Raw genomic sequence first — 421 nt, 5'->3', positions numbered from 1 at the left:
GCAGGGCGCTGGTAACAAAGAACACCGCGCGCATGCCAAGGTGCACGCTGATCTGCGCGCCGATCAACGGCCCGATCACCTGCCCGGAGAACTGCGCGGATTGCAGGTAGCCGAGCATCTTGCCGGACTGGTGCTCCTTGACGGCCTGGCGTACGAGCTTGCCGATGGCGGGGAGCAGCCCGGCGAGCGCCATCCCCATTACGCCGCGCAGCGCGGCCAGCGTCCACCAGTTGGTCACGAACGCCTGGGGAATCAGGACAAGGGCGGTGGCCACAAGGCAACCGATGATGACATGCCAGGCACCGACGCGGTCGGCCAGCGCCCCTAGCCGCGAGGCCGTCAGTACGCTGCCAAATGCCGAGCAGGCCATGACTATGCCGGCCACCGTGGCCAGCCGGTCGTGCGGTACATCGAGTTGTCC

Annotated in this window: 1 protein-coding gene; it reads right to left on the bottom strand. The window is 67.2% G+C overall.

Features of this window, described 5'->3' with window-relative positions; genetic code table 11:
* A partial coding sequence (locus tag AC1DMY_RS21010; RefSeq protein ID WP_477166777.1) for an MFS transporter occupies nt 1-421 on the bottom strand: 421 nt, incomplete at both ends.

Source organism: Dyella sp. 01L423, from assembly GCF_056399945.1.
The sequence above is the reverse complement of the archived record's forward strand: the minus strand, read 5'-3'. Positions and strand labels throughout refer to the sequence as shown.